Below are 19,455 nucleotides of genomic sequence, written 5' to 3' on the forward strand. Positions count from 1 at the left end.
CGGGGCCTGGGTAATGCGAGGCCATGGCGCTGCCGATCGAGGATTACGCGATCATCGCCGACACGCAGACGTCTGCGCTGGTCGGCCGGAACGGATCAATCGACTGGCTGTGCGTGCCACGGTTCGACTCCGGGGCGATCTTCGCCGCGCTGCTCGGCGACGAGGAGAACGGGCACTGGACCCTGTGCCCGGCCGGCGACTACACCGCACGCCGCTGGTACCGGGACGAGACGCTGGTGCTGGAGACCGAGTTCGAGACCGAGGACGGCGTGGTCCGGCTGATCGACTTCATGCCGCCGCGGACCGAGTCGCCGTCGGTCGTGCGCATCGTCGAGGGTGTCCGCGGCGAGGTCGAGATGAGCATGGTGCTGCGGCTGCGATTCGACTACGGGCACGTGGTGCCGTGGGTCTACCGGGAGCAGGGCGACCTGGTCGCGGTGGCCGGACCGGACGCGGCCTGGCTGCGCACCCCGGTCCAGACGCGCGGCGAGAACCTGGCGACCAGGGCGGAGTTCACCGTACGGGCCGGCGATCAGGTGCCGTTCACGCTGACCTGGCGGCCGTCGCATCTGACGCCGCCGGAGAGCGCGAACCCGGTGCACCAGCTCGGCGTCACCGAGGGCTACTGGCGTGGCTGGGTGTCCGAGTGCACCTACGAGGGTGAGTGGCGCGACGCGGTCGTACGCTCACTGTTGACTTTGAAGGCCCTGACCTACGCCCCGACCGGCGGCATCGTGGCCGCCGCGACCACCAGCCTGCCGGAGAAGCTCGGCGGCGTCCGCAACTGGGACTACCGGTTCTGCTGGCTGCGCGACGCGACGATCACCCTGCAGTCGCTGCTCTACTCGGGTTTCCAGAGCGAGGCGCGAGCCTGGCGCAAGTGGCTGCTGCGGGCGATCGCCGGCAACCCCGCGGAACTCCAGATCATGTACGGGGTGGCCGGCGAACGCCGCCTGGACGAGTACGTGGCCACCTGGCTGACCGGCTACGACGGCAACCCGGTGCGGATCGGCAACGCCGCCGCCGAGCAGTTCCAGCTCGACGTCTACGGCGAGGTGATGGACGCCCTGCACCAGGGCCGGCGCGCCGGGTTGAAGGCGGACGATCCGTCCTGGGGCTTGCAGGTGCAGCTGATGGAGTTCGTCGAGGAGCACTGGCGTGACCCGGACGAGGGCATCTGGGAGGTCCGAGGTGGACCGAAGCAGTTCGTGCACTCCAAGCTGATGGCCTGGGTGGCGGCCGACCGGGCGGTCAAGGCCGTCGACGAGTTCGACCTGGACGGGCCGATCGACCGGTGGACCCGGCTGCGCGACGACATCCGCGCCGACATCCTGGAGAACGGCTACGACCCGGACCGGAAGACCTTCACCCAGTTCTACGGCTCCGAGGAGCTGGACGCGGCACTGCTCATGGTCCCGCTGGTCGGGTTCCTGCCGGCCGACGACGAGCGGGTGATCGGCACCGTCGCCGCGATCGAGGAGCACCTGCTCGTGGATGGCTTCGTCCAGCGCTACACCCAGCACCCGGACACCGATGTGGACGGGCTGCCGCCCGGCGAGGGCGCGTTCCTGGCCTGCACGTTCTGGCTGGCCGACAACTATGCGCTGATGGGCCGGCACGACGAGGCCCGGGAGACCTTCGCCCGGCTGCTCGCGCTGCGCAACGACGTGGGCCTGCTCTCCGAGGAGTACGACACCGCGGCCGGCCGGCTGGTCGGCAACTTCCCGCAGGCGTTCAGCCACGTCCCGCTGATCGACACCGCGCGTACGCTGACCAGCGCACTCGCCCCTACCGAGGCCCGGGTCCGGGAGGGGTTGCGGTGAGCCCGCGGATCAGCGGGAGGCAGGCCAGCATCGCTCCCCCGGCGGTGAGCAGCCCGATTCGGTAACCGGCGGCTCCGGCACCGGCCGCCGCCGCGAGCGGGCCGAGGACGGCGAGCCCGGCGGCGGTGCCGAGCTCCTGCGCGGAGTTCAGCAGGCCGGAAGCCACACCCTGGCGGTCGTCGGCCACCCCGGTCGTCCCGGCGACGAAGGTGGGCGCGTAGGACAGGCCGCTGCCGAGGGCGAGCAGCAGCAACGGGGCCAGCGCGTCACGCAGGTAGCTGCCGTCGGCCGGCATCCGGGAGAGCAGCAGCATCCCGGCCGCTAGCAGCAGGAAGCCGGCGGTCAGCAGGGCGCGTACGCCGTACCGGCCGACCAGGGCACCGGCGCGCGGCGAGACCACCAGAACCACCAGGGTGACCGGTGCGAACGCCAGGCCGACCTGGACCGCGGGGTAGTCCAGAACCTCCTGCAGGTACATGGTGGTGAAGAACAGCGTGGCCGCCAGCGTCCCCGCGTTCACCGCGAGCAGGATGTTGGCCCGCGCCACGGCGGCGGTGCGCAGCAGCCGGCCATCGAGGATCGGGTCCGGGTGCCGCCGCTCGCCGAGGACGAACACGGTCAGCAGCACCACGGACGCCGCCGCGAGCGCGGCCGGTGCGAACCCGGCCAGCGCGAGGATCGCGGTGGCCAGGCCGGTGGCGAGCAGGACGGCACCGCGCAGATCGAGCGGCGCTTTGCGCGGCACCCGGCTCTCGGTGAGGAAGCGGTGCCCGGCGACGATCGCCGCCACGCCGACCGGCACGTTGATCAGGAAGATCCATCGCCAGCCGAGGGTGCCGGTGATCAGCCCGCCGAGCAGCTGGCCGCCGATCGCGCCGGCCGACCCGACGGCGGCCCAGTATCCGAGCGCCCGGTTGCGGCCGGCGCCTTCGGCGAACGTCGTGGTGAGCAGGGCCAGGGCGGTCGGCGCGACCATGGCGGCGCCGGCGCCCTGGACGGCGCGGGCGGCGAGCAGCTGCCACTCCGACTGCGCGCAGCCGGTGGCCAGCGAGGCGACGGTGAACAGCGCCAGGCCGTACAGGAAGAGGCGGCGCCGGCCCAGCAGGTCGCCGGCGCGGCCGAAGACGACGAGCAGGCTGCCGAAGGTGAGGGTGTACGCGATCGCGGTGAGAACCAGCCGCTCGTCGGGGATGCCCAGCTCGGCGCGGATCGCGGGGATGGCCACGTTCACCACGACCACGTCGATGATCAGCATCGCCTGTGCGGCGCAGAGCAGGAGCAACACGGCCCGGGACACCGGGCGGACTCGTACCTCGGTCATGCCCGAACGTTACTTTGTGAATGTTCATAAAGTAAAGGCGACTCTAGGATGGCGGCATGACGGGACGCCCACGCACGGTCAGCGACGACACGGTCTTCCGGGCGGTGGCCGACACCGTCACCGAGGCCGGTCCAGCAGGGCTGACACTCGCCGCGGTGGCCCGCCGCGCCGGGCTGACCGCCCCCGCTCTCACCCAGCGATTCGGCTCCAAGCGGGGCCTGCTGGTGGCCTTCGCCACACGAGAGGCCGGCTCGGTCGCCGACGTCTTCGACGCCGCCCGCACCCGCGCCGCCGGCCCGCTCGAGGCGCTGCGCGACGGGCTGATCGCCTTCACCGCGCCGATCAGCACCCGGGAGGGCCTGGCCAACAACCTGGCCTTCCTCCAGCTGGATCTCACCGACGAGGAGTTGCACACCCACTCGGCCGCCCAGAGCCGGGCCCTGCGCGCCCAGTTGGTCACCCTCATCGAGGAGGCGGCGGCCGCCGGCGACATCAAGGTGGAGGATCCGGCCGAACTGGCCGACACGGTCTACGCGGTCTACGCCGGAGCCCAGCTGACCTGGGCCATCGACGGCAGCGGCGACCTCGGGCCGTGGCTCGCCGAGCGCATCGACCGGGTGCTGGCGCCGTACCGGTGATCGGGATCGGTCCCGCCGCGGGGGCGACCGTCACGTGCACACCCGTAGGCTTCCGGCGATCATGAACCGAAGGCGGCGCCGACCCACTCCGGCGGCGACCGGCCGAGGAGAGGTGGTACCCGATGGACCTGCTCGAAGCCGCCCAGATCCTGGCCGCGGGAGTCGCGGCCGGGGCGATCAACACCCTGGTGGGCTCCGGAACCCTGATCACCTTCCCGGTCCTGCTGGCGCTCGGCTACCCGCCGGTGGTGGCGAACGCCTCCAACACCGTCGGCCTGGTTCCGGGTTCGATGGCCGGGGCGTGGGCGTACCGCGCCGAGCTGGCCACCCAGCGGCACCTGCTGCTCCGCCTGGGCACCACCGCCCTGCTCGGCGGCATCACCGGCGCTGTGCTGCTGCTGGTGCTACCCGCCGAGGCGTTCCGCGCGGTCGTTCCGGTCTTGATCTGCCTCGCCCTGGTCCTCGTCGTCCTCCAGCCCTGGCTGTCCCGCAGGCTGCGCGAACGCCGGGAGGCGCCGGCCGGCACCTCCCGGTCCGGGCTGCTGCTGACCGCCGGGATCTTCGCCACCAGCGTCTACGGCGGCTACTTCGGTGCGGCTCAGGGCGTGCTGCTGCTCGGCATCCTCGGCCTGCTCGTGCCGGCGACGTTGCAGCAGCTCAACGGGGTCAAGAACGTCTTCGCCGGGCTGGTCAACGCGGTCGCCGCGGTGATCTTCATCGGGGCCGGCACAGTCTCCTGGCCGCCGGTGGCCCTGATCGCCGCCGGCTCGATCGCCGGCAGTCTGGTCGCCGGCCGGTACGGTCGCCGGCTGCCCGACTCGGCCCTGCGCGGGGTGATCGTGGTGGTCGGGCTGACCGCGGTCGTGCGCATGCTGTGAGCATCAGTAGCGGAACGCGCCGACCAGCCTGGTGAGGTCGGCGGCGAGCTGGGAGAGGTTCGCCGCGGCATGCTGGGTGCTGCGTGCGCCGTCGGCGGTGGAGGCGGCCACCTGTGCGACGCCGGTGATCGTACGGGCCACGTCCCCGCTGTTGCCCGCGGCCTCGGTGACCGTCCGGCTCATCTCGGCCGTGGTGGCGGTCTGCTCCTCCACCGCGGAGGCGATCGTCGTGGTGTAGTCGCCGATCTGGGTGATCACCTGCGCGATCTCGCCGATCGCGGCCGCCGCGGCGTCGCTGGACGTCTGGATCGCGGTGATCCGGGCGGTGATCTGTTCGGTCGCCTGGGCGGTCTGCTGGGCCAGGTCCTTCACCTCGCCGGCCACCACGGCGAAGCCCTTGCCCAGGTCACCGGCGCGGGCGGCCTCGATGGTGGCGTTCAGGGCCAGCAGATTCGTCTGCTCGGCGATCGTGGTGATCAGGCGAACCACCTCGCCGATCTCGTTGCTGGCCGCGCCGAGCTCGGCGACCTGCCCGTTGGTGCGCTCGGCGATCGAGACGGCCTGCGCCGCGACCTGGGCCGCCTGCGTCGCGTTGGAGGAGATCTCGGCGATCGAGGCGCTCATCTCCTCCGCGCCGGCCGCGATCGCCTGTACGCCGGCGTTGACCTCCTCGCTCGCGGTACTCGCCGAGCCGGCCTGGTCGGACGCCTCGGTGGCGCCGGACTGCAACCGGCGGCTCACGTCGTCGAGCTCGTGCGCGGCGGTGACCAGGGTTCCGGTGGAACCGGCGATGCCACGGATGGTGACCGCCACCTTCTCGACGAACCGGTTGAACGCGCCCGCGAGCTGGCCGGCCTCGTCGTCGCGGGCGGTGCTGACCCGCTGCGTCAGGTCACCGTCGCCGTCGGCGATCTCGGCCATTCGGTCGCGGAGCTTCTCGATCGGCCGCACGATCGTGCGGGCCAGGAAGTACGCGGCCACCCCGGCGATCAGCACGGCCACCAGGGTGATCAGCACGCTGATCCACCGGGTGGTCTCGGCGGCGGCGAGCACCGAACCGGTCGGCACGGTCACCACCAGCGCCCAGACGTCGCTCTTGCCGACGACCAGCGGCGCGGCGATCCGGACGATCTCCTCGCCGTCGCTCTCGGCCACCTCCTGGCTGCTCGCTTGGGTCTGCGCGGCCGTCGCGGCCAGGCTCGCGGCCTCCGCCGGGGCCGCCTGGCCGGCCTGCTCCGGGTCACCGCCGCCGACGAGCAGGCCAGCGGTGCTGACCAGCGTCGCCGACCCGGTACCGAACGGCCGGACCGCGCCGACCAGCTCCTGCAACGTCGCCAGGGACATGTCGATGCCGGCGACGCCGACCACCTTGCCGTTCCGCTCGATCGGCACCGAGATCGAGGTGATCAGGGTGTCCGTGCCGCCGACCTCGTAGATGTACGGCTCGATCACCTTCTCCTTGCCGGTGTCCCGCGGGACCAGGTAGTAGTCCCCGGCGCCCGGCTTGTCGTAGTCGACGAGCGGCGAGGAAGTGACCTGGTCGCCGTCCCGGAACCAGTACGGCACGAACCGTCCGGTGGCGTCGTGCCGGCCGTCGGCACCGCGGTACCGGCGGTCCCGGCCGTCGTACGCGTCCGGCTCCCAGCCCGTCCACACGCCCAGCAGGTCGGGGTGCGCGGTGAGCACCGCCCGCATCTCGGCGTTGGCGACACCCCGGTTCGCACCGGTCTCCGCGTTGGCCGCCAGCACCTGCGCCATGTCCCGGGCGGTACCCAGCCCGGCGAGCAGTACCTCTTCGATCTGGGTGGCGTTGTGCTGGGCCGTCTCGGCGGCGAAGGCGAAGCCGGCCTCACGGGCGTCGGCCGTGTTGCGGCTGGTGATGTACGCGACCACAGCCGCCATGGCGACCACCAGCATCGTCACCATCGAGGCGATGACGCGCACCTTGATCGTGATCCGGGAACGGCGCACACCATCCTGTTCGGCACCTCCGGGTCACGACTGAGCGTCCTCAGCGCGCCTGAACGGCCGGCCGCGCGGACGGGACGAGGACCTGGTGCAGAGCCCGCGAGGGCGGTGCCACCTCGAAGCCGTGCACGCCGGCCCGCTTGGCCTCGTACATGGCGAAGTCGGCGCGGCGCAGCAGTTCCCCGGCGCCGGAGGTGGATCCCGGCGCGCTCACCGCCACGCCGATGCTGGCCCGGATCACCAGCTCCCGGCCGGCGAAGTGCACCGGTGTGCTGAGACCGGCCAGGATGCGCTCGGCCGCCTGCTCCGCGCCGCCGGACGGCCAGGGGATGATCACGCCGAACTCGTCGCCGCCGAACCGGCCCACCGTGGCGCCCCGCGGCGACCAGCGGACCAGCGCCTCCGCGGCGGCGATCAGCAGGGCGTCACCGGCATCGTGGCCGTACGTGTCGTTGACCTTCTTGAAGCCGTCCAGGTCGACGAAGAGCACCGCGGTCTCACCGGCCGTGCAGGCCGCGTCCAGGGCCCGGCCGAACTCCGCCCGGTTGACCAGGCCGGTCAGCGCGTCGTGGGTGGCCGCGTGGGCCAGCCGTTCCTGACTGCTCTTCCGGTCGTGGATGTCGCGGACGTTGATCACGTAACCGCGCAGGTCGGGATCACCGGTGTGGTCCCGGATGGTGCACTCGGTCCACCGGTAGCCGCCGTCCGCGGCACGGACGCGGATCTCGGCCGACTCGAGTTGCTCGCCCGGCACCGCCGCCCGGTGCAGCAGAGCCTGTCCGATCGGCAGGTCGTCCGGGTGGACGCAGCCCTTCAGCGCCTCGAAGTGGCGCGGGTTCGGGTCCAGGCCGGTGAGCTGGCGGACCGCCGGGCTGACATAGCCGAGAGTGCCGTCCGTGTGGTAGATCGCGAAGACGTCGGCGGAGTCCCGGATCAGGGCCCGATACCGCCGCTCGGTGGACCGGGTGGTGCCCTCGGCGTGCTGACGCTCCTCGCCGGTCACACCGATGGTCCGGATCAGCAGAGCGGACAGGACCACACCGCCCAACGCCACGAGGTGCACCGCGGGCGCGGCGATGTACGACTCCACCCAGCCCACCGCGATGGCCGTCTGCCCGGCGAGCGCACCCAGCACGGTCCAGAACAGACCCTGCCGCCACCCGTGCGCACCGGACAGGCGCATGTGCAGCGCCACGACCAGGCTCAGCCCGCACATCATCGTCGCGCCCCAGCCGGTGGCGTAGATGAACGCCGTGGCGGTGGCCATCAGCAGCACCATCCGTGGCGCGGCGTAGCGTCGCAGATCGCCGCGGGCCAGCCGCCGCTGAAAGCCGGGCTGCATCTGCAAGGCACCGAAGACACCGAGGGCCAGGCACCAGAGCGGTTGGTCGCCGCCGTATCCGGTCAGGTACATGACCAGGTAGACCGCCATCACCGCGATGGCGTCGAGGCTGTATCCGGCCAGGTTCCGTACGCGACTCAACGCAACCTCCAGCGGCGAACAACCGACCTACCTACGGCTGAGCAGCATCGGCGCGCTCCCCACGGTCCTGAGGATTCCGCACGGTGGGTTCGCGATCCAGGATCACCCCGAAGTGCTCCCGGTACGCGGCCAGCACGGCCTCGCCACTGTCCAGGAGGGTCTCGGTACGCCCGGCGGCGCCGGTCCGGATCAGTTTGCGGCCGCTGAGCGTGATCCGCCCGTCGCCGTCCAGCCGGGTGCAGACGTCGCCACGGGTGAAGTGTGAGTCCGGCGAGGTCTGCTGGTACCAGCAGGTCGGCCGGAACTCGTCGAGCGTACGGACGCGCCGCTCGATCCGGTACGCCGGCGTACCGTCCTTGATCACGTCCACGTCCCCGTCCGGCGCGTCGGCCAGCCGGAACACCCCGCCCGGATCGCGTTGCTCCGCGCGGTCCGCGAAGTCCAGCGGGTAGGTGGAGTGACTGCCGAAGCCGACGTCCACCAGCCACGGTCCGTCCCCGCCGGCCGTGGTGACGAGCAGCAGCAGGTGGTCGAAGGGCGGACCGAGGTGCTCACCGCCGAACACCCTGGCGGCGAGCCGCTCCACCGAATAGCCGAGCTCCTCCAGCAGGAGCGCGAGAAGACCGTTCAGTTCGTAGCAGAACCCGCCGCGCCGCCGCCGTACGATCTTGTCGAAGAGCTCCGGCTCGCCGAGCGTGATCGGCTCGCCCAGATGGATGCTCAGGTTCTCGAAGGGCACCGCGCTCTGATGCGCCCGGTGCAGCTCGCGCAGGTACGCCGCGTCGGCGGCGTGCGGCGGCTTCATGTCGATCCGGTCCAGGTAGGCATTCACGTCCATGCGCACAGCATCGGACCTGAACCTTGGTCGAGGTCAACACCATCGTCCCCGCACACAATGCAGTGTCGGTTGCCATAGTGTGTGAGACACAGTATGGTGAGTGACATGACAATGGATGCGACGCTCTCCAGTCACCTGCAGGAGTTGCGCCGCGGCACGGTCGTCGTCGCGAGCCTCACCGTCCTGCGCACGCCGGGGTATGGGTACTCGCTGCTCGAAACGCTGAGCGCGGCCGGGTTCGAGGTGGAGGCCAACACCCTCTACCCGTTGCTGCGGCGCCTGGAGAGCCAGGGCCTGCTGACCAGTTCGTGGAACACCGATGAGGCCCGGCCGCGCAAGTTCTACCGCACCACCGAGCAGGGCGACGCCATCGCGGCCGCGCTGCGCGACGAGTGGACGCGACTGGACCGCGCGGTCACCGACCTCGACACCCCCGCCGAGACCGTTTCAGGGAGCGACAAGTGACCACCCTCATCGACCGCTACGTCTACACCGTCCTGCGCCGTGTCCCCGAGCAGCAACGCGCCGACATCGACCGGGAGCTGCGTACCTCCATCGAGGACGCGGTGGAGGCCCGGGTCGACGGCGGCTCGACCCGCGACGCCGCGATCGAGCAGACCCTGGTCGAGCTGGGCGACCCCGACCGGCTCGCCGACGGATACGCGGACCGCCCCCTCTACCTCATCGGTCCGGAGCTCTACCCGCACTGGCGCCGCCTGCTGACCATGCTGGCCTGGGTCGTGCTGCCGACGGCCGTCACCATCCTGGCGATCTTCGACGCGGTCGAGGGCGCCGGCTTCGGCGAGGTCATCGGCGGCGTGATCGGCAACCTGCTGACCATCGGTGTCAACCTGGCCTTCTGGGTCACCGCGGTGTTCGCGGTGCTGGAGCGTACCGGTGTCGGCCGTGCCGAGCTGCGCCGCAACCGCGCCTGGTCGCCGGACGACCTGCCCAGTTACGAGCCGGGCTTCCTGACCGTCGGCCAGTTCGCCGGCAGCCTGCTCTGGCCGGTGCTGGTGATCGCCGCCCTGGTCCTCCAGCAGTTCACCTTCAGCGAGGTGCCGGTGCTGGACCCGGACAACTGGACCTTCTGGTGGCCGTACTTCATCGTCGTGATGATCCTGGAGGGCGTCTACGGGGTCTGGCTGTTCCGCAGCCACGGCTGGACGCACGCCGCCACCGCGGCGAACGCGGTGCTCGGGCTGCTCTTCGCCGTCCCGATGATCTGGCTGCTCGCCACCGAGCGGTTCTTCAACCCGGAGTTCATCGCCATGCAGGACTGGGGCAGCGTGGATCCGCTGTCCTGGCTGACCGGCATCGTCATCACGATCGTGGCGCTCGGCACGATCTGGGACATCATCGAGGTGGCGATCCGCGCCGAGCGTGCCCGCCGCGGACTGCCCACCCCCGTTCCCGGCACCGGCCGCGAGTTCACTGCACTTACCCGCAGCGGAAAACCGATGTAACCCCGGATTAAACCGCTCGGCTAGCCCCCAGCCAATCCGCGAAACGGATCCTGCCGACCGTCGCCTCGCCGGTCGGCAGGAGACCACCCTCTCGCATGGCCTTACCCACCGCGCCCGGTATCCGAAGCGGCAGGATCACCCGCCGCTGATGCCGGGCGCGGATCACGTCCCGGGCCATGTCGGTGACGTCGAGCCGCTCCGGCCCGGCGATCTCGGGTGCGAAGCCCCGCGGCTCGCCGGCCGCGAGGCGGACCAGTTCCTCGGCCACCTCCTTCGCGGCCACCGGCTGGCTGAGCATCCTCGGCATCGGCGTCACCGGACCGGGCAGCCGGTCGAGCATCTGTCCGGCGAACTCGTGGAACTGGGCGGCGCGCAGGATGGTCCACGGCACCGGCCCCGCCGTCACCAGTTCCTCCTGACGGCGCTTGCCCTCGTAATAGCCGTAGTCAACCCGATCGATCCCGATGATCGACAGCACTACGTGGTGACCCACCCCGGCCCGCTGCTCGGCAGCGAGCAGCCGCTCGGTCATCGCGCCGAAGAATCCCACCGCCTTCTTCCGGCTCATCGTGGTCACGTTGGCGACGTCGATCACCACCTGTACGCCGCGCAGCGCGTCGTCCAGGCCCGCCCCGGTCATCAGGTCCACCCCCGCGGACCGGGCGATCACCACCACGTCGTGCCCGGCACTGCGGGCCGCCTCGACGACCATCCGTCCGATAACACCGGTTCCACCGGCCACCGCGATAACACTCATGCGACACGGACGAGACAACCCACCCCTTTGTGACAAGCGATTTCGGATGGTTCTTGGACAGCTTCGTTGACTCGGTGTCAGTGCGCGGATACCGCTGGAGGTCTCGACCTAGGAGGTCTTCCATGTCCCTGGAGCTGGATCGCCGAATCTCCGACTCCGGCACTCGATTCCGGATCTTCCCGCAACCCCGCTTCCTGCAGAAGGCCGACGGCTCAGGACCACTGTTCCCCGAGCCGGAGCAGGTGGTCATCGCCCTCGAGCCGGCCGCGATCCAGCCCGGACCCGCCGACGACCGGATGTTCGTGGTGGACGCGATCGGCAAGCTGCCCTACAACCGCTTCTTCCGTCCGCCGTACCAGGGCGCGTTCCAGCCGCCGATCCGGGCCGGCGAGAACGGCCACTTCGACCACCTGGACCCGAACAGCCGCGAGTTCTCGGCCGCCACCATGTACGCCACGGTCCGCCGGGTGCTCGACATCTGGGAGGACTACTTCGGCCACACCATCCAGTGGCACTTCGAATCCGACTTCTCCCGGCTCGAACTGATCCCGCTGATCGAGTGGAACAACGCCCAGTCCGGATACGGCTTCCTGGAGTTCGGGTTCGGCCGCACCGCGAACGGCACCATCGACCACACCCGGCCGTACTGCGAGAACTTCGACGTGCTCGCCCACGAGCTCGGGCACAGCATCATCTTCGCCGAGGTCGGCTTCCCGGCCAGCCCGACCGACGACGGCGTCGACTACGGCGGGATGCACGAATCGGCCGGCGACCTGGTGGCGATCATCGCCTCGCTGCACTTCAACTCCGTGGTGGATCTCCTGCTGGAGAGCACCAAGGGCAACCTGCTCACCATCAACGGCCTGGACCGGGTGGGTGAGCTGTCGGACAGCCGGCAGATCCGGATCGCCTTCAACGGCCTGCGCATGTCGGACGTCGGCGAGGAACCGCACGACCGCTCGCTGCCGCTGACCGGCGCCATCTTCGACACCATGGTCGAGGTCTTCCAGCAGGACCTGGTCGCGAAGAAGCTGATCACCGAGGACCTGCGGACGCGCTCGACCAATCTGCCCGGCACGGCCCACGACCTGACTCAGATCCAGGACGAGTTCACCTCGGCGTACACCGGGAACGAGGCCGCCTTCAAGGACTCACTGCTGCTCGCCCGCGACTACGTCGGCCGGTTGCTGGCGGTGACCTGGGGCAAGATCTCGCCGGACTTCCTCACCTACCACAGCATTCTGCGCACCATGTTGCAGGCCGACCGCGACCTCACCGGCGGCGTCAACGCCGGCATCATCCGGGAGTGCTTCGCGTGGCGGGAGATCGCCCCACTGCCCACGTCGCTGATGATGCGCCAGCACACGCTGGCGAACTGCGGTTTCGATGAGACAGAACCGTCACCGGTGCCCGACGGCGCGGCCAGGCGTTCCGGATACCGGGTGCCGGCTCCGCGGCCGGACTCGTCGGCGGTGCGCACCGCCCGTTGACACGTTGGCATGGCGGCCACGCCGGGGGTGACTACCGGGTGGCCGCCGGCCACTCCAGATTGTCCGGTTCTAGTAGCTCAACGACACCGGTTCGGTTGCCGCCTCGACGATCTCCGCGATCTTCGCCAGCACGGCCTTCGGGTCACCGTCCGGCTGTGCGAGGTCGCCGCGGGCGAGTTCGCCCACGTATTGCAGGAGATCTCGGGTCGACTTTGTTGTTTGCGGACAGGGGTCCAATTCGGCGACGCGTAGCAGCGCCGTCAGATCGGCGATCGTGGTGCGGAGCCGCTGTGGGTTGAGGCTGCCGATGACCACCGGCTGCATCGGTGGGACGGCCCCGTCGCGGCGGGACACGGGGCCGTCCTTGGTGCGGAGAATCCCGAGCCGGAACCCTATCGCGACCGCGTGCGCCTGATCACGGGCGCCGAGCTGCCGGTAGAGCGTCCTGAGCCGGGACTTGACGGTGTTCGTGGAGATGTACAGCCGCGCTGCCATCTCCCGGGCCGTCTCGCCCGCGGCGAGTGACTCGAGGGTCTCCTGGAGGTGCGGTGCCAACACTGGCCTACCTGAAACGTCACCAGCGAGGCTTTCGTGCGGTTGCAGTGACATGTCAGGAATTTAGATCTTTCGTTTGATGCCAGCTCCGAATGTTCGATACCGGACACGACCTTGGCAGACTGTGGATTAGTCCATCAGCGGCAACTCTGGCCAATCGGACACGTCCCGGCGCATCTGCCGATCGTGCGTGGCAACCACTACCGCCGCCGGGGTGACCCGCAACGCCTCCGTCAACTCATCCACCAGAGCGATCGACAGATGGTTGGTCGGCTCGTCCAACAGGATCACGTGCGGCTCCGCCGCCAGGAGAACGGCCAGGTCCAGCCGGCGCTGCTGCCCGGTGGACAACTCCCGCACCGGTCGCCGGCGGTCGGCCGCCGACAACAACCCGAGATCCGCGATCACCGCCACCACCTCCTCCGCGCGGCGCGCGTCACTCTCCGGCGATTCCTGCGCCAGCAATCCGATGCGTACGCCCGGAGCACGCCGAACCTCACCGGAAGAGGCGTCCCGCAGCCCCGCGAGGACGGCGAGCAGGGTCGACTTGCCGGCACCGTTCGGCCCGGTCACCACCAGCCGCGACCCGGATTCCACCTGGAGCGACACCGCACTCCGCAGCCGCCCGTCGACCGTCACACCCGCCGCCGACAGCAGGGTGACACCGGGCCGGGCGGGCAGCGCCGGCATCCGGAACCGCAGCGGCGGCACCGGCGCGGTCACCGCGTGCCGGACCAGGTCCTCGCGGCGGCGGTGGACCGAGCGGACCAGCCCCGGCGCCCGGGTGGCCCGCTGGTGCTTGCCGGTGCCCTTGTCCGGCCGCCAGCCGGTGACCAGGCGATTTTGCGCCTCGGACAGATCCTGAGCGAGGCGGACGTGTTCCGCCTGCTGCCGCTCGTACTCCTGCTCCCACCGGGTCAGCGCCGCCGCCCGCCCGGCCTGGAACCCGGCGTATCCACCGCCGTACACGGTGGGCCGGCCGTCCCGGCTCGGATCCAGGTCGACGATCGTGGTCGTCACGTCGGCGAGCAACGCCCGGTCGTGACTGACCAGCACGATCCCGCCCGGATGCTCCCGCAGCCGGGCGGTCAGGAAGTCGAGGCCGGCCGCGTCCAGGTGGTTCGTCGGCTCGTCGAGCAACAGGAAGTCGTGGCCGGCCCCGAGCAGGCAGGCCAGCCGGACCCGGTAGCGCTGCCCCACCGACAGCGTCCGCAACGGCCGCGTCCGGTCGGTGGTCGCGCCGAGACTCTCCAGGGCCAGGTCGACGCGCCGGTCGGCGTCCCAGGCGTCGAGCCGTTCGGCCGCGTCCAGCGCCCACGCGTACGCCTCCTCGGCTCCCGGCTGCTCACCGGCCAGCGCCTCAGCGGCCTCGTCCAGTGCCTGGAGTGCGGTCCGGACGTCGGCGAGCTCGGCGTCGATGGCGTCGCCGACCGTCTCGCCGCCGGCGGCCGCCATCTCCTGCTCGGCGACGCCGATGGTGCCGACCCGCTGGACGGCACCGCCGTCCGGGGCCAGCGCACCACTCAACACCTGAAGCAGAGTGGTCTTGCCGCGGCCGTTCTCACCGATGACGCCGCACCGGACGCCGGCCGAGACCGCGAGATCCACACCGTCGAGCACGGCACGACCGCCGCGGACGACACGGAGCTGGGTGGCGACGAGCTGTGCCCGGGCGCGTGCGGGCAGGGTGATGCTGATGGACATCTTCTGTTTCCTCTGAGATTTCCCTGCTCAGGGCAGGGTGAAGCGACTCCGGACCGGAAGGTGGAGTCGGAACTCAGAGGTAGAAGACGTATGGCACGCGGCCAGAATAGTCAGGCCCGCGCCAGGGCGGCCACCCGTTTAACCCCGGGTCGAGGTTCTGCCGGTCCTGCTTCTTCGGGGTACGCGTGATCGGTCGTCCCGCCGAAGCCGACCCTGTCCCCGCTCTCCCCGCGCGAGCCAGGCTTCCCCTCACCGCCCCAGCGCGACCGCCGGGAAACAGCACGGCCGAAGTCACGGTGGGGTAGCCGGGGGTGGCCGGAGTGGGGGCCGATCTCGCGGATCGTGGTGGATCCGGTGCGCGCGGACGCACCCGATCCACCGCATTCCGCAAATCACCACGCAACGACGGCTACCGGCAGTAATCCCCGCGCCGACCACCTAGGCGTTGGCGGCCCTACTACCCGGACCCGACGCCCAGGGCGCTGGCCTGTGCCTGATGGCTGTCACCGCCTCCCGAGGCCGCACCGAGCCGCGCCGCGCGGGGCCCGCACCCCGCGGGGCCGGCCCCGGCCCAACATGGGTGCTGTCTGGCGGCCGTTGAGACAGCATTGAGGTTGGGCCAAGCAAGATCACCGCTTGGGGACCCTGACTACGGAAGCCCTCTAGCGGCCACCTGATGCAGGGCGACCAGCGGGAGGACGCCGACCGGGTACCAGAACAGGTCGGCCGGGTCGAACGTCGCTCCGAGCACGAGCCGGGCGAGCAGGCTGTGCTCGGAGAGTTCGGCGGGCACGCCGGTGAGCTGCAGACACTCGACGAGCCAGCAGAAGGCGATCGCCCACGCACCGGCGACGACCGGCCGGGTGGCCGGGGCGAGCAGGAACACGCCGGCGTAGACCATCGACGCGTACAGCGCGGTGCCGGAGTGCTGGGCCAGCGCGCCGGACCCGTCGAGGACTCCGCCGGCGCTGACCAGCAGCCGGATCCCCAGTGCCACGGCGAGGAACCCGGCCGCGGTGGCCAGCGCGATCCCCCGTACCCGCCATCTCACGGCGTGACCGTACCGCCCGGACTCCACGCCGGGTCACGGCCCACCAGCCCGAGCAGCCGGTCGAGGGCCGGGGCGGCGTCGGCCACCGGGACCACCTCACCGAACGGGGCACCCGGTCCGCGCAGACCGGCACCCTCCGGGAAGCGGGCGACGACCGCGTACGCCACGTCCACGAGTTCGTCGTCCGGCTGGTAGGGCGCGCCGATGCTGACCGCGATGTCCCAGCCGTGCGCGACCGCCTCCACCAGGTGCAACCCGGCGGCGGTACGCCCGCTGAAGGTGCCGAACCGGCTCACCGGCACGCGCCGCTCGGCGTAGCCCGGCGCGCGGAACGCCGTGCGGACCGCCTCGGCCGACTCGCGGAAGGCACGCCGGTGGTCGCCACCGAGGTCCTTGTCGTCCCAGACGGCCGCCTCCCCCTCGGCGGCGGCCGCGTATCCGCGGTTCAGGCTCACCAGGTGCCGGAGCAGATCCTCCATCCGCCAGCCGGCACACGGCGTCGGCCGGTCCAGCTCTTCGTCCGTGACCTGCTCGATCACCTGCTCGGTGAGGTCCAGAGCCCGCTCATTCAACTTCACCATGACAAAACCCCTTTTCATGTACGAACGTTCGTACGTGAAATGCAAGCTAACACGTCCCGCCCGGCCCGGATAGGGTTTGACCGAACGTTCGTGCGGAGAAAGGCGGAGCGGCATGGTGGGACGGCCACGGGACGACGGAGCACGGCAGACCATCCTGCGCCGGGCCGCCGACATCGCCTCCCAGGACGGACTCGAAGGCCTGTCGATCGGGCGCCTCGCCACCGAGCTGGGCATGAGCAAGAGCGGGCTTTTCGGCTACTTCGGCTCCAAGGAGGAGTTGCAGCTCGCCACGATCCGTACCGCAACCACGATCTTCGTGGACGAGGTGGTCAAGCCCGCCCTCGCCGTCGAACCCGGCCTCGACCGGCTGCGCCGGCTCCTGGACAACTGGCTGCACTACTCGGAGCAGCGGACCTTCGCCGGCGGCTGTTTCTTCTTCTCGGTCAACGCCGAGTTCGACGCCCGCCCCGGCCGGATCCGGGACACCCTGACCGCCGCCGGCCAGGACTGGCGGGACCTGCTCACCCGGACCGTCGAGGAGGCTCGCGGCCTGGGCGAACTCCCCGCGGACACCGACGCCGACCAGCTCGCGTTCGAGTTGCTCGCGTTCCTGCAGACCGCCAATGCGGCGTCCCTGCTCTTCGACGACGCCGATGCCTACCGCCGGGCCCGCATCGCCGTCGACCACCGATTGGGAGCAGCCTCCCGATCCGGCAGATGACGCACGAAGCGTTGACACCTCGCCTTCGATTTCCGTAATTACGGAAGAACGAGCGAAGGGAGTTCCGGATGCCGGAGCCGATCGAGGAACGTCTCGCCGCGCTGGAGAGCCGCGTCGCCCGGCTGGAACGCGGCGACGAGACCCTGACCCTGCTCAACCGGCTGGGCGAGCGCGCCGACACAGCCGAGGCGCAGGACGTGACCGGGGCGATCAGCTACGCGGGCGCGGCCGGCTTCGAGGACCGTAGGTACCTGTGGGCCAAGGAGCACGAGGTCCGCGACCTGGTCGCCGCCGACCTGCGGTCCGTCGCCACAACGCTGGAGTCCCTGGGCAGCCCGGCCCGCCTCCGCCTGCTCACGGCACTGCTGGGTGCGCCGCGCACGCGTACCGATCTGCAGGACGTGCTCGGCGAAACCTCTTCCGGCCACCTCTACCACCACTTGCGTGCCTTGCACGCCGCCGGCCTGATCCTCCAGCCGAAGCGCGGCGAGTACGAACTGGCCGCCGAAGCCGTGGTGCCGCTCCTGGTCATCCTCGCCGCCGCCGGCGACCTCACCGCGCCAAGCCCGCCGCCCACGGGGGTGGGGCCATGAGGAACCGCGCCGCTTGGCAGGCCTGGGCTCGCGGGGACATCGACGAGGCCGCCCGCCTGGCCGCCGAAACCTCCCCGCGGCAACGCGCCCGCCTGCTGTTCCACACCGACTACGTGAAGGGCCGCTACGAGCAGGCGCTCGCCCGCCATGCAAGCCTGCGTCCCCGTCGGTTGGACGCCCTGGTCGCGCAGGCACTACTGCACCTGGACCGCCCGGCCGAGCCTACGGGCGGCCAAGCTCGGGATCCCGTTCCACCTGTGGGGCGACCACTTCATGTTCGCTCGCGGCGGTTTCAGCGAACGCCACGACCTGAACTGGTTCGTCGAGCCGTTACGCCTGGACCTTGGACTTCGACCGCCACGAGTACACGTTCCGCTGACCTAGGACCTGCTGCGTTCCCGCCGGAACTTGACCTCAGCCGCCACCGGGCTCCGCCGCTCCAGCTCGGCCCGGGCGTCGAACCCCGGCTCCACCTCACTGACGCAGTGCGCCGCATCCTCCTCCGGCACACCATGCGCGAGCAGCTCGACAAGCACATCACCCGGGGTACGCAGTCCGCTGCGCACCGAAGCCGGCTGAATCACATCCATCCGGCCGTCAGCCCGCCGCAACAGAATTCGGAAATGGTCACCGGCACGCTCGACCCGAACCGCGTTGACCGGGCTGTCCGCTGGATAAGTCACCGGACCAGCCTACTTTCGCCCCGGCGCCGACCATGCCCGCCCCATCCCGCTGCGTGCGGCGTCACGTCTTTCCGAGGTACGCGCCGACGCAGTCCCGCCGGCGGCCGGCGCTTCCGCTGGAGCGCTGCGGAGGCGCCGGCACGGGAGACCGGCTAGACGCGGGCGACTGCCGGAGTGTCGGCGGGCGCGGCGGCGTCGACGGCAGCCGAGCGGCGGACGCCGCGGATCAGCAGGTAGCCGATCACCCAGAACTCGCCCACCGTGGCCGGGATGGTGATCAGGTCGGCGATCACACCGGCGTCCGGAGCGACGTAGCGGATGAAAGCGGCGGCCACGTAGCCCACACCGCCGGCCACCAGGGTCCAGCCGAGCGGGCGGGGCATCAGGCCGGAGTTGAGTACGCAGCGGCCCATCGGGATCAGCCACAGCCCGAAGAAGATCGCGCCGACGGCCCACAGGTTGTCGCTGACCAGGTACAGCGTTTGGACGGTGGAGGCGGTGTCGCCGAACGGGTCCTGGGTGATCTCCATCGCGGCGCCGAGCATGGCCGCGCTGGCGAGGATGATCACCGCATTGACCAGGCCGAACGCGGCGACGCCGAGCGCGTTGACCGGGTCGCTGCGGCGGAAGAGGCGGTAGAACCAGACCGCGGCGAGGGCCTGGGTCAGGACGATGAGCAGCTCGAAGGCGACGCCGGCGCGGGCGAGTGCTTCGTGCGTACCCAGATTGGCGTGCGTGCCGGTGGCATCGCCGGCGGTGAAGAGCTGAGGCCGGATGAGCAGGAAGCCGATCATGCCGGTGATGGCGAGGCCGAGGTAGAACAGCCCGGTGGTCCGGGCGGTGCGGATCAGCGCGTGCATCGTGACTCCTCGGAAAAGGATCAACCTTACGACGTAAGGTTGCCG

19 protein-coding genes are annotated in these 19,455 nt (G+C 70.7%); 8 read left to right on the top strand and 11 right to left on the bottom strand.

What is annotated here, in order from left to right:
- The first annotated feature begins 23 nt into the window (after positions 1 to 23).
- Entirely contained in the window at positions 24 to 1,823 is a 1,800-nt protein-coding gene (locus tag I4J89_RS22815; RefSeq protein WP_196416053.1) for a glycoside hydrolase family 15 protein, read from the top strand.
- Here I4J89_RS22815 and I4J89_RS22820 read toward each other — a convergent pair.
- The gene (locus I4J89_RS22820) at positions 1,789 to 3,144 is read right to left on the bottom strand and encodes an MFS transporter (protein WP_196416054.1); all 1,356 of its coding nucleotides are present in this window, start codon (positions 3,142 to 3,144) and stop codon (positions 1,789 to 1,791) included. The two genes, I4J89_RS22815 and I4J89_RS22820, sit on opposite strands and share 35 nt — an antisense overlap.
- Before the next feature lie 56 nt (positions 3,145 to 3,200).
- Between I4J89_RS22820 and I4J89_RS22825 the strand changes: the two genes are divergently transcribed.
- Both I4J89_RS22825 and I4J89_RS22830 read left to right on the top strand, forming a co-directional pair.
- Positions 3,201 to 3,782: a TetR family transcriptional regulator gene (locus tag I4J89_RS22825; RefSeq protein ID WP_196416055.1), complete on the top strand. Its 582-nt coding sequence runs from the start codon at positions 3,201 to 3,203 to the stop codon at positions 3,780 to 3,782.
- A gap of 122 nt (positions 3,783 to 3,904) precedes the next feature.
- Positions 3,905 to 4,660, top strand: a complete 756-nt coding sequence (locus tag I4J89_RS22830; protein WP_196416056.1) for a sulfite exporter TauE/SafE family protein — start codon at positions 3,905 to 3,907, stop codon at positions 4,658 to 4,660.
- A 3-nt stretch (positions 4,661 to 4,663) separates the two neighbouring features.
- Here the strand turns inward: I4J89_RS22830 and I4J89_RS49700 are convergent, their stop codons facing one another.
- From I4J89_RS49700 to I4J89_RS22845, 3 genes are read right to left on the bottom strand one after another with little or no spacing between them, the layout of a single operon-like run.
- Positions 4,664 to 6,631 (bottom strand): methyl-accepting chemotaxis protein, encoded by a 1,968-nt coding sequence (locus I4J89_RS49700; RefSeq protein ID WP_309238429.1) that lies wholly within the window; start codon positions 6,629 to 6,631, stop codon positions 4,664 to 4,666.
- 40 nt (positions 6,632 to 6,671) lie between these two features.
- Positions 6,672 to 8,111 carry a diguanylate cyclase domain-containing protein gene (locus I4J89_RS22840; protein ID WP_196416057.1) on the bottom strand — a complete coding sequence of 480 codons (1,440 nt, stop codon included), beginning with the start codon at positions 8,109 to 8,111 and terminating at the stop codon, positions 6,672 to 6,674.
- A 31-nt stretch (positions 8,112 to 8,142) separates the two neighbouring features.
- Positions 8,143 to 8,949, bottom strand: a complete 807-nt coding sequence (locus I4J89_RS22845) for an arylamine N-acetyltransferase family protein (RefSeq protein ID WP_196416058.1) — start codon at positions 8,947 to 8,949, stop codon at positions 8,143 to 8,145.
- Positions 8,950 to 9,054: 105 nt separating this feature from the next.
- On the opposite strand from I4J89_RS22845, the gene I4J89_RS22850 reads away from it, so the two are divergent.
- Positions 9,055 to 9,414 carry a PadR family transcriptional regulator gene (locus I4J89_RS22850; protein ID WP_196416059.1) on the top strand — a complete coding sequence of 120 codons (360 nt, stop codon included), beginning with the start codon at positions 9,055 to 9,057 and terminating at the stop codon, positions 9,412 to 9,414.
- Positions 9,411 to 10,415 carry a permease prefix domain 1-containing protein gene (locus tag I4J89_RS22855; RefSeq protein ID WP_196416060.1) on the top strand — a complete coding sequence of 335 codons (1,005 nt, stop codon included), beginning with the start codon at positions 9,411 to 9,413 and terminating at the stop codon, positions 10,413 to 10,415. The genes I4J89_RS22850 and I4J89_RS22855 overlap by 4 nt, the downstream gene beginning before the upstream one ends.
- Before the next feature lie 7 nt (positions 10,416 to 10,422).
- Here I4J89_RS22855 and I4J89_RS22860 read toward each other — a convergent pair whose 3' ends face one another.
- On the bottom strand, positions 10,423 to 11,172 hold the full coding sequence (locus tag I4J89_RS22860) for an SDR family oxidoreductase (RefSeq protein ID WP_196416061.1): 750 nt from the start codon (positions 11,170 to 11,172) through the stop codon (positions 10,423 to 10,425).
- Positions 11,173 to 11,294: 122 nt separating this feature from the next.
- Here I4J89_RS22860 and I4J89_RS22865 point away from each other — a divergent pair, with 122 nt between their 5' ends.
- A complete protein-coding gene (locus I4J89_RS22865) occupies positions 11,295 to 12,662 on the top strand; it encodes a gluzincin family metallopeptidase (protein WP_196416062.1) in 1,368 nt (455 codons plus the stop codon).
- A gap of 69 nt (positions 12,663 to 12,731) precedes the next feature.
- On the opposite strand, the gene I4J89_RS22870 is transcribed toward I4J89_RS22865, so the two are convergent.
- The 4 genes from I4J89_RS22870 to I4J89_RS22885 all read right to left on the bottom strand — a co-directional run bounded on the left by I4J89_RS22870 (position 12,732) and on the right by I4J89_RS22885 (position 16,553).
- Positions 12,732 to 13,220: a LuxR C-terminal-related transcriptional regulator gene (locus tag I4J89_RS22870; protein WP_309238430.1), complete on the bottom strand. Its 489-nt coding sequence runs from the start codon at positions 13,218 to 13,220 to the stop codon at positions 12,732 to 12,734.
- A 126-nt stretch (positions 13,221 to 13,346) separates the two neighbouring features.
- Entirely contained in the window at positions 13,347 to 14,921 is a 1,575-nt protein-coding gene (locus tag I4J89_RS22875; RefSeq protein ID WP_196416064.1) for an ABC-F family ATP-binding cassette domain-containing protein, read from the bottom strand.
- Positions 14,922 to 15,570: 649 nt separating this feature from the next.
- A complete protein-coding gene (locus I4J89_RS49705; RefSeq protein WP_309238431.1) occupies positions 15,571 to 15,972 on the bottom strand; it encodes a ribosomal maturation YjgA family protein in 402 nt (133 codons plus the stop codon).
- Entirely contained in the window at positions 15,969 to 16,553 is a 585-nt protein-coding gene (locus I4J89_RS22885) for a TIGR03086 family metal-binding protein (RefSeq protein WP_196416066.1), read from the bottom strand. The genes I4J89_RS49705 and I4J89_RS22885 overlap by 4 nt, the downstream gene beginning before the upstream one ends.
- Positions 16,554 to 16,665: 112 nt before the next feature.
- On the opposite strand from I4J89_RS22885, the gene I4J89_RS22890 reads away from it, so the two are divergent.
- Together I4J89_RS22890 and I4J89_RS22895 are read left to right on the top strand one after the other, a co-directional pair.
- Positions 16,666 to 17,274, top strand: a complete 609-nt coding sequence (locus I4J89_RS22890; protein ID WP_196416067.1) for a TetR/AcrR family transcriptional regulator — start codon at positions 16,666 to 16,668, stop codon at positions 17,272 to 17,274.
- Between the two features lie 68 nt (positions 17,275 to 17,342).
- Positions 17,343 to 17,867, top strand: coding sequence for a helix-turn-helix domain-containing protein (locus I4J89_RS22895; RefSeq protein WP_196416068.1), 525 nt, complete (start codon positions 17,343 to 17,345; stop codon positions 17,865 to 17,867).
- A gap of 380 nt (positions 17,868 to 18,247) precedes the next feature.
- Here the strand turns inward: I4J89_RS22895 and I4J89_RS22900 are convergent, their stop codons facing one another.
- Entirely contained in the window at positions 18,248 to 18,550 is a 303-nt protein-coding gene (locus I4J89_RS22900) for a hypothetical protein (RefSeq protein WP_196416069.1), read from the bottom strand.
- Positions 18,551 to 18,702: 152 nt separating this feature from the next.
- Positions 18,703 to 19,410, bottom strand: coding sequence for a DUF4386 domain-containing protein (locus tag I4J89_RS22905; RefSeq protein ID WP_196416070.1), 708 nt, complete (start codon positions 19,408 to 19,410; stop codon positions 18,703 to 18,705).
- Between the last annotated feature and the right edge of the window lie 45 nt (positions 19,411 to 19,455).

It is taken from the genome of Actinoplanes aureus, from assembly GCF_015704865.1.
GTDB classification, from domain to species: Bacteria; Actinomycetota; Actinomycetes; order Mycobacteriales; family Micromonosporaceae; genus Actinoplanes; species Actinoplanes aureus.

Coding starts and splice junctions, on each gene's coding strand:
- I4J89_RS22830 (WP_196416056.1), top strand. CDS start 3,905: ATGGACCTGCTCGAAGCCGCCCAGATCCTGGCCGCGGGAGTCGCGGCC.
- I4J89_RS22885 (WP_196416066.1), bottom strand. CDS start 16,553: ATGGTGAAGTTGAATGAGCGGGCTCTGGACCTCACCGAGCAGGTGATC.
- I4J89_RS22895 (WP_196416068.1), top strand. CDS start 17,343: ATGCCGGAGCCGATCGAGGAACGTCTCGCCGCGCTGGAGAGCCGCGTC.
- I4J89_RS22815 (WP_196416053.1), top strand. CDS start 24: ATGGCGCTGCCGATCGAGGATTACGCGATCATCGCCGACACGCAGACG.
- I4J89_RS22875 (WP_196416064.1), bottom strand. CDS start 14,921: ATGTCCATCAGCATCACCCTGCCCGCACGCGCCCGGGCACAGCTCGTC.
- I4J89_RS22850 (WP_196416059.1), top strand. CDS start 9,055: ATGACAATGGATGCGACGCTCTCCAGTCACCTGCAGGAGTTGCGCCGC.
- I4J89_RS22825 (WP_196416055.1), top strand. CDS start 3,201: ATGACGGGACGCCCACGCACGGTCAGCGACGACACGGTCTTCCGGGCG.
- I4J89_RS22865 (WP_196416062.1), top strand. CDS start 11,295: ATGTCCCTGGAGCTGGATCGCCGAATCTCCGACTCCGGCACTCGATTC.
- I4J89_RS22845 (WP_196416058.1), bottom strand. CDS start 8,949: ATGGACGTGAATGCCTACCTGGACCGGATCGACATGAAGCCGCCGCAC.
- I4J89_RS22860 (WP_196416061.1), bottom strand. CDS start 11,172: ATGAGTGTTATCGCGGTGGCCGGTGGAACCGGTGTTATCGGACGGATG.
- I4J89_RS22905 (WP_196416070.1), bottom strand. CDS start 19,410: ATGCACGCGCTGATCCGCACCGCCCGGACCACCGGGCTGTTCTACCTC.
- I4J89_RS22890 (WP_196416067.1), top strand. CDS start 16,666: ATGGTGGGACGGCCACGGGACGACGGAGCACGGCAGACCATCCTGCGC.
- I4J89_RS22820 (WP_196416054.1), bottom strand. CDS start 3,144: ATGACCGAGGTACGAGTCCGCCCGGTGTCCCGGGCCGTGTTGCTCCTG.